At 54.4% G+C, this 7233-nt stretch carries 11 protein-coding genes; 2 read left to right on the top strand and 9 right to left on the bottom strand.

All coding sequences use genetic code 11. The features are described from left to right. The 5 genes from NM10_RS09080 to NM10_RS14035 form a co-directional block, all read right to left on the bottom strand. Positions 1-368 (bottom strand): IS200/IS605 family accessory protein TnpB-related protein (locus NM10_RS09080; RefSeq protein WP_239639686.1); only part of this gene is annotated, 368 nt, incomplete at its 3' end. Positions 369-570: 202 nt separating this feature from the next. Beyond that, complete coding sequence (locus tag NM10_RS09075; RefSeq protein WP_020311281.1) at positions 571-999, bottom strand: SoxR reducing system RseC family protein; 429 nt, start codon at positions 997-999, stop codon at positions 571-573. Between the two features lie 212 nt (positions 1000-1211). Further along, positions 1212-2585 (bottom strand): MATE family efflux transporter, encoded by a 1374-nt coding sequence (locus tag NM10_RS09070; protein ID WP_020311280.1) that lies wholly within the window; start codon positions 2583-2585, stop codon positions 1212-1214. 178 nt (positions 2586-2763) lie between these two features. Further along, the gene (locus tag NM10_RS09065) at positions 2764-3438 is read right to left on the bottom strand and encodes a mechanosensitive ion channel family protein (protein WP_020311279.1); all 675 of its coding nucleotides are present in this window, start codon (positions 3436-3438) and stop codon (positions 2764-2766) included. Continuing rightward, positions 3432-3569, bottom strand: coding sequence for a hypothetical protein (locus tag NM10_RS14035; protein WP_192813561.1), 138 nt, complete (start codon positions 3567-3569; stop codon positions 3432-3434). The genes NM10_RS09065 and NM10_RS14035 overlap by 7 nt, the downstream gene beginning before the upstream one ends. A gap of 181 nt (positions 3570-3750) precedes the next feature. Between NM10_RS14035 and NM10_RS09060 the strand changes: the two genes are divergently transcribed. Further along, positions 3751-4650 carry a LysR family transcriptional regulator gene (locus NM10_RS09060; protein ID WP_020311278.1) on the top strand — a complete coding sequence of 300 codons (900 nt, stop codon included), beginning with the start codon at positions 3751-3753 and terminating at the stop codon, positions 4648-4650. A gap of 5 nt (positions 4651-4655) precedes the next feature. Further along, the gene (locus tag NM10_RS09055) at positions 4656-5570 is read left to right on the top strand and encodes a LysR family transcriptional regulator (protein ID WP_020311277.1); all 915 of its coding nucleotides are present in this window, start codon (positions 4656-4658) and stop codon (positions 5568-5570) included. Here NM10_RS09055 and NM10_RS09050 read toward each other — a convergent pair. From NM10_RS09050 to NM10_RS09035, 4 genes are read right to left on the bottom strand one after another with little or no spacing between them, the layout of a single operon-like run. Then, entirely contained in the window at positions 5560-6186 is a 627-nt protein-coding gene (locus tag NM10_RS09050) for a flavodoxin (RefSeq protein ID WP_020311276.1), read from the bottom strand. The genes NM10_RS09055 and NM10_RS09050 overlap by 11 nt on opposite strands. Before the next feature lie 37 nt (positions 6187-6223). Further along, the gene (locus tag NM10_RS09045; protein ID WP_239639685.1) at positions 6224-6358 is read right to left on the bottom strand and encodes a carboxymuconolactone decarboxylase; all 135 of its coding nucleotides are present in this window, start codon (positions 6356-6358) and stop codon (positions 6224-6226) included. After that, positions 6342-6761 (bottom strand): cupin domain-containing protein, encoded by a 420-nt coding sequence (locus NM10_RS09040; protein WP_020311274.1) that lies wholly within the window; start codon positions 6759-6761, stop codon positions 6342-6344. The genes NM10_RS09045 and NM10_RS09040 overlap by 17 nt, the downstream gene beginning before the upstream one ends. Beyond that, positions 6758-6973 (bottom strand): hypothetical protein, encoded by a 216-nt coding sequence (locus tag NM10_RS09035; protein ID WP_020311273.1) that lies wholly within the window; start codon positions 6971-6973, stop codon positions 6758-6760. The genes NM10_RS09040 and NM10_RS09035 overlap by 4 nt, the downstream gene beginning before the upstream one ends. Between the last annotated feature and the right edge of the window lie 260 nt (positions 6974-7233).

Raw genomic sequence — 7233 nt, 5'->3', positions numbered from 1 at the left:
GATGTCGGCATTAGCGTCCTGCCGTTGGCGAAACGGTACAGGCCGCGCTGGACTCGTTTCCCGCTGAACGTTCCTGTATAGGGGGCATCCGGCTGGTATACGGGAATGTCGTCCAAATCCAGGCAGCTGGCCTGAGAGGTATACGATTCTTCCTGTTCCAGATAGGTTATCCCATAGCGTTCACACAGCTGTTTCAAGGTACTACGCAGATAGCTCAGGCTGATTTGGGTGAAATGTTGATTCGTCACTTTGCCCAGTTTTAGTCCTCGTTTGAAATCTCGATTATAACCGCAAACAATGGTCCCTATCTGATGGTCAATGCAGAAATTAACAATGTAACGGGCTGTCTTGCGGAGGATGTCCTGCATCCGGAAATGGCGTTTCTTCGCTAACTGATAGAGCTAGAAACTGTGATAAACAAAAAAATGCCGATAGTTATTACAACTATCGACATCTTTCGTCTACATCTCTTCGCTATATAGTTATGACTTCACAATGCAAAAAGTCTGGAATGTTTTCCAGTGTTTAACCAATAATATCATGAATTGGGATTTCATTCCAAAGTTAAGTTCAGTTTTCTTCCTTCTCTTCATCCTCATCGACAATGACGCTGAGGATGTTGGCTTTGGTATCGATGATGCGGCTCAGAGAGCGGTCGTATTTCCGGACGGCCAGGGCCGAGACGATGAGTCCGGCGATGCCGCCGACGACGGCACCGGCAGTATGGCCTATGATGAGATAGCCTAAAAGGGCCGTGATGAGCAGCATGGCTACGGGCAGGATGAAGCAGACAAAGGCACCGGAAATGAGGTGCGAGTCATCGACTTCATAGCGGACGTGGTCGCCTTCGGCAGCGCCAATGGAATTATAAGCCAGGAGCTTGACGTGATCCGCTGCGGCGCAGACACTGCAGGCCACATAGAGCGAATCGCGGCTGACCCGTACTTTCGCCAAGCCATTATCCTTGATTTCTTCGACAAAACCTTCACCAAAACGCATATCTTATGCCCCCTTCCGAATTAGTAATCAATAATAATTATTTGTTAATTTGATTATATCATAATATACGTTATTAATCAAGTGTAGGCTGATTGCATCTCATCACTTGAGGAGTTAGCAGTTAGTGGTTCGTAGCTAGGGGCTAGGGGTTAGGGGTTAGGGGGTAGGGGTTAGAGGCTGGCGGCTAGTAGCTGGCGGCTGGTGGCTAACGGCTACCGCTCACTCAGCAGGCCCCGGACGATGTGCTTGCGGCAGGACTGGTAGACGAAGGTCAGGACAATGGCCGTGACCAGCCAGCTGGCCGGGTAGGCCGCCATGAGGACCAGGAAGTCGCGGTGAGCGGCAAATACGGTGTACAGCCAGGTGATGCGGACGCCGCAGATACCGACCAGGACGACGACAGCCGGCGGCAGGGAATATCCATAGCCGCGCAGGGATCCGGAGATGATGTCGATGATGCCATTGAGGTAGAACGTCCCGGCTACGTAAAAGAGGCGCTTCGTCCCCAAGGCGACGACGTTCGGGTCGCCGTTGAACAGGCGGATGAGTTCCGGCGAAAAGAAGAGGACCGGCACGGTGACGGCCAGGAGAAAAGCCGCTTCGACGCCAAAGGCAACTTTGGTGATGCGGAAGCAGCGGCGCAGGTTGCGGGCGCCGTAGTTCTGGCCGACGAAGGTCGTCGTCGCCTGGCTGAAGCCGTTGACGAAACAGTAGATATTGCCTTCGATGATGAAGGCCGCAGCCGACGCTGCCATGGCTTCCGTCCCCAGGCTGTTCAGGGCCGACTGGATGAGGACGTTGGACAAGGCAAAGACCATGCCCTGGATGCCGGCAGGCAGGCCGATGCGGATGATGTGATGCAGTTCTTCCCGGGAAAAGCGCATGTGATGGCGTTCCAGGCGGATGCGGTCCGTCGTCCGGCACAGCAGGACCAGGAGGATGAGCGAATTGACGGCAAAGGCGATGACCGTCGCCCAGACGACGCCGGCCAGGCCGAAATCAAAGACCAGGACCGACAGCAGGTCGAGGACGATATTGACGATATTGGCTGCGACCAGGCTGTACAGCGGCGTCTTGCCATCGCCGCAGCTGCGGAAGATGGCCGCCTCGAAGTTATACAGCGACAAAAAAGGCAGGCCCAGCAGGAAGATGCGCAGATACTGTTCGGCCATATCGTAGACGTCTGGCGGCACTTCCAGGACCCAGAAGGCCGGATAGACGATGAGTTCGCCGATGACGGCCAGCAAGGCCCCCAGTCCAAAAGACATCAAAATAGCCGTCTGGACCGTCCGTTCCACTTTATCGTCGCGGCGGGCACCGAGATACTGGGCAATGGTGACATTAGCCCCCAGGGAAATCCCCATGAGCAGCATGACCAGGATGCCGATGACAGGCATATTGTTGCCGACAGCGGCCATGGCGCTCTTGCCGACGAAACGCCCCAGGATGACGACATCGGCACTGTTGAAAAGCTGTTCAAATAAGCCCATGAGGCCGATCGGCATGGCAAAAAAGAACAACTTGTCGGCAATAGAGCCGTGCAGCATATCCATGCCGCGGCGGCCCTTATTTTGTGTATTTTCCATAATTATGATTACCTCTCGTTCTCGTGAATGATGCTTTCTTCCCTTAGTATAGCATAAAAGAGCTTGCCGCACATGCGGCAAGCCCTTTTAAGTGGTTAGTGGCTAGTGGTTAGTGGTTAGCGGATGGCTAAAAATTTGAAATCATCTTCTACAAACTCCGTACTACAAACTATATATGTCAATCGTGGCGGATGAGGAGCTGGATGTTTTCTTTTTTATAGGTCGTATAGATGCTTTTGATGAACTGGTGCTTGAGGACGGCTTCGTCGACGATGTTGCGGATACGCAGGACGACTTTGAAGGAAATGCCGTATTCCCCCATCTGGTCATAGCGGACGAGGGGCTCGAAGCCGGTGACGCCGTATTCACTGTGGTCGAGGATGTGCCGGGCCACGCCGAGGGTGACGTCTTCGACACGCTGCAGGTCATTGTCATAGGTAATGGTCAAGGGAATGGAAATGGTACATTCTGCCAAAGGCTGTTCGTAGTTGGTCAGCGTCGCCGTGGCAATGCTCTTGTTGGGGACGATGACCATATTCCCCGTCGCCGTGCGAATCGTCGTATTACGCCAGTTCATATCGACGACGCGGCCGGCTTCGCCGCTGGACAGGCGGATGTAATCACCCATGTGGACCTGTTTCGATACCAGCGTCGTAATGCCGGAAAAGAGGTTGGCCAGTGTATCCTGCAAGGCCAGGGCCGATGCCAGGCCGCCGGCGCCGAGAGCTGTCAGGAGCGGCGAAATGGAAATGCCATAGGAACTGAGGATGAAAAGGATGCCCATCAGAGTCGGCATGAAACGGAAGATATTGCGCCAGCTGTCGCGCGGGATTTTCGTCACGCGGCTCAGCACTTCGATGACGATCCGGAAGACGCCGTGCAGGATGACAATGCAATGAAGATGAATAAAAGAAAGGCCAGGAAATGAACGTGCGGCCCGCCATATTCCATTTCATAGGAAAAAGTATTCACAATGGATTCCATAAAAAAAGCCTCCTCCGAAGCAATAAATCTAAAATAATAATGATTTATTATACTCCGGAGAAGGTACTACCACAATATGGCAACGGTTACAGTTTCATGTCGTTTTGGGCATGAAACCTTTGTTGTAAGGCCCTTTCAAAAGTCGTATACTAAAGAAAATCCATACCCTAGGAGGAAACACATGGAAATACGGACACTGCAATACTTCCTGGCCGTCGCCAGGGAACAGAATATGACCGGTGCAGCCAATATGCTGCATATCACACAGCCGACGTTGTCCCGGCAGATGGCCGATCTGGAAAAGGAATTGGGCAAGCAGCTTTTCATCCGGACCAACCGCAGTACACTGCTCACGGAAGAAGGCATCCGCCTGCGCCAGCGGGCCGAGGAAATCGTGTCCCTCGTCCAGCAGACGAAAGCTGAAATCAGCGACGACCAGCCGGAACTGACGGGCTGTATCCGCATCGGTGCCGGCGAAACACCAGTCATGCACTTCCTAACCGACACCTTTGCCAAACTGCAGCGGAAACATCCGGGCATTACGTGTGAACTCTTTACGGGTAACGCCGATACGGTCGAAGAGAAACTCTCCCGCGGCCTCATCGACTTCGCCCTCTTCATCGAGCCTTTCAATCCGGAAAAATACGAATTCCTGCGTCTGCCTGAAAGCAACCGGGTCGGCATCATCACCCGCAGCGATACGCCCTGGGCCCGGCTGCCAGCCATCACGGCCGACACCCTGAGCCAGATTCCCCTGCTCGTCTCGTCACGGACTGCTACGGCAACCTTCGATATCCGTCAGTGGTCGCAAGGAAGCGTAACGGCCGAAGACTTGAAGGTCGTCGGAAAATTCGACCTCATCGCCAATGCGGCCCAGCTCATCCGGACGGGCATTACCAGTGCCCTCGGCATCGACGAGCTCTTCCAGCTCCATACGCCGGACCTGGCCTTCGTCCCCCTGAAACCAGCCGTCACCTTCTCGTGTCTCGTGGCCTGGAAAAAATACCAACTCCTGTCACCGACGTGCGAAGCCTTTTTGAAGGGCCTGAAAGAAGAAATCCATTGGCAAGGAAAGGACTGATTCGGATGTTAGATTTACGGGTACTCAATTATTTCCTCACCGTCGCCCGCGAAGAAAGTATCACCCATGCTGCCGAGGCACTGCACCTATCCCAGCCGACGCTGTCGCGGCAGCTGCGCGACATGGAAGAGATGCTGGGAAAAGAACTGATGATTCGCGGCCCCCGGCGCATTACGCTCACCGAAGAAGGCTTATTCCTGAAAAAGCGGGCTGAAGAAATCCTCTCCCTGGCCAGTCATACGGAAGAGGAACTGCGCAGCGACGACACCGAACTGAACGGGACCATCCGCATCGGCTCGGCCGAATCGGACAGCGTCCGCTTCCTCATGCACGCCGCCCATGACATCCAGGCCAGGTATCCCCACCTGCATTTCCATATCACCAGCGGCGATGGTCAGCAGATGATGGAACTCCTCGACAAGAGCCTCATCGACATGGCTGTCGTCTATGGCCACGTCGATATGGATAAATACGAAGTCCTCCCCTGCCCAACTGTCGACCGCTGGGGCCTCCTCCTGCGCCGCGATAACCCGCTCTCGCAAAAAGAAAAAATCACCCCGCAGGACCTGTGGGATGAAAAACTCATCGTATCCAATCAGGTCCTGCAGGATGACAATCAGGCAGACAGGCTGCGAGTCTGGCTGAAAAAGCCCTTCGCTGACCTGCATATCAGCGCCACGTACAACCTGGCCTATAATGCGTCCCTCATGGTCCGCGAAGGGCTGGGGTCCTGCATCATGCTGGAAAAGATCATCCGTGTCCCGGAAGACGATGATACCCTCTGTTTCCGCCTCCTGGACCCGCCCATTTCGGACAGGCTGTTCATCGCCTGGAAGCGTTTTCAGCTGTTCCCCAAAGGGACGCAGCAATTCATCCAGCTTTTAAAGCAGGAAAAGGATGCGCTGGAACCTATAGATTGAGGCTCTGGACCCACTGCTGGACCGTACTTTCCGACACATTGGACGGGAAGCGTTTACCTTCCAGCCAGTTGCCCGTACCAGCCATCTGCTGCAGCTGTCTGCCGCTGTCGCCGAGGCCGGAGCTGGCCGACGTGGCAAAGGGGATGACCGTCTTGCCACTGAAGTCATTGTGTTTGACGAAAGTATCTACCGGCCAGGCAGCGATCCCCCACCAGATAGGATATCCGATGAAGACCGTATCGTAGCCTTCCCAGTTGTCTGCCTTATCCTTGACCAGAGGGATGTCGCGCAGGCTGGCATCATCGTGTTCGCGATAGACGCGGCTGTCCCGGTTATTGTAGTCCAGATCCGCTTCCGTATAGTCCTGGGCCGGTTTCAGTTCCATAACGTCGCCGTTGGTCGCTTTGGCAATGTAATTGGCTACATTCTTGGTATGACCGCCAGCCGAATAATAGACGACCAGCGTCTTGCCATTGCCCTTGGCCGGGGCCTGGGCCGCCGCATCCGCCTTTTTTGAGGCGCTGGAAGACGCATCGGCGCCGTTCGTATTGCCACAGGCAGCCAGGCCCAGGACCATGAGACTGCTCAGGGCAAGCATTAAAACTTTCTTCATCATCTGCTTTTTACCTCCTGATTATTTCAAATAGAGACATTTACTCCCCGTAGACTTCCTTGGCATAGCCGAAGGCCGCCCAGGCCTTGGGCCAGCCGCTGTAAAAGGGGAGAAATCCGATTCCCGCCAGGACCATGAGCCCGGCCGCTAAGAAGTGCTTACGGAAGGGCATCATAATCGGCCTCCGCTACGGCTTCACACCATTCCGTACTCGTATCAGTCCCGTCGACTTCAATGGCCAGATGCTGGAAGGCACTGTCCTTGGCAGCACCGTGCCAATGCTTGACGTTGGCCGGGATGTGGACGACATCACCGGCGAGGAGGGCCTGGGCCGGTTTCCCCCATTCTTGATACCAGCCACGGCCGGCCGTGACTAACAGCATCTGACCGCCGCCCTGGCTGGCATGGTGGATGTGCCAATGATTGCGGCAGGCCGGTTCAAAAGTGACATTGCCGACGACGACCTGTTTTAGGGACAACATGTTCAAATAACTGGTGCCATCAAAATACTGGGCATAGTCGACGTTTTCTCCGCCCATGGCAAAGGGGCTCGTCTGCTTGATTTCTTCTAAAGTCATTTTCTTTCGTCTCCTCTTTTTCGTAACACATATAAGAAATAATCCAGCCGGTCCAGCTGAAGCTGTTTGTCATGAATAGCATCGAGCAAGTACCGGCGATGGCGCTGCAGGCACGACAACTGCTCTTCCTCGGGCAGGGCCTCATACTGTTCGATAAAAGCCGCCGAACAACCGGCATCGATCAAATTCTGCCAAACCTTCCCTTCCATCATCGACCTCCTCTCTCCTTGCTTACTACGCCTTTATCTTAACAGACGGCCAGGGGAATGTAAAACGCTTATATTTTATGTCCGGGTATTCGTTTTTCGTATGACAATGGGCGCAGGCCGCAGGTCGCTGGATTAGGGATTAGGGGTTAGGGGCTCGTGGCTCGTGGCTCGTAGGGGCCGTCCCAAAGGGCGGCCCGCCTCGTGGCTAGTGGCTAGTGGCTAGCTTAAAGGCGCCCTTTTTACGAACAACGAACTACGAAACA

The sequence above is a fragment of the Megasphaera sp. NM10 genome, from assembly GCF_000417505.1.
Lineage (GTDB): Bacteria > Bacillota > Negativicutes > Veillonellales > Megasphaeraceae > Megasphaera > Megasphaera intestinihominis.
Note: the sequence above shows the minus strand (reverse complement) of the source record. Positions and strands in the feature narration are given on the sequence as shown.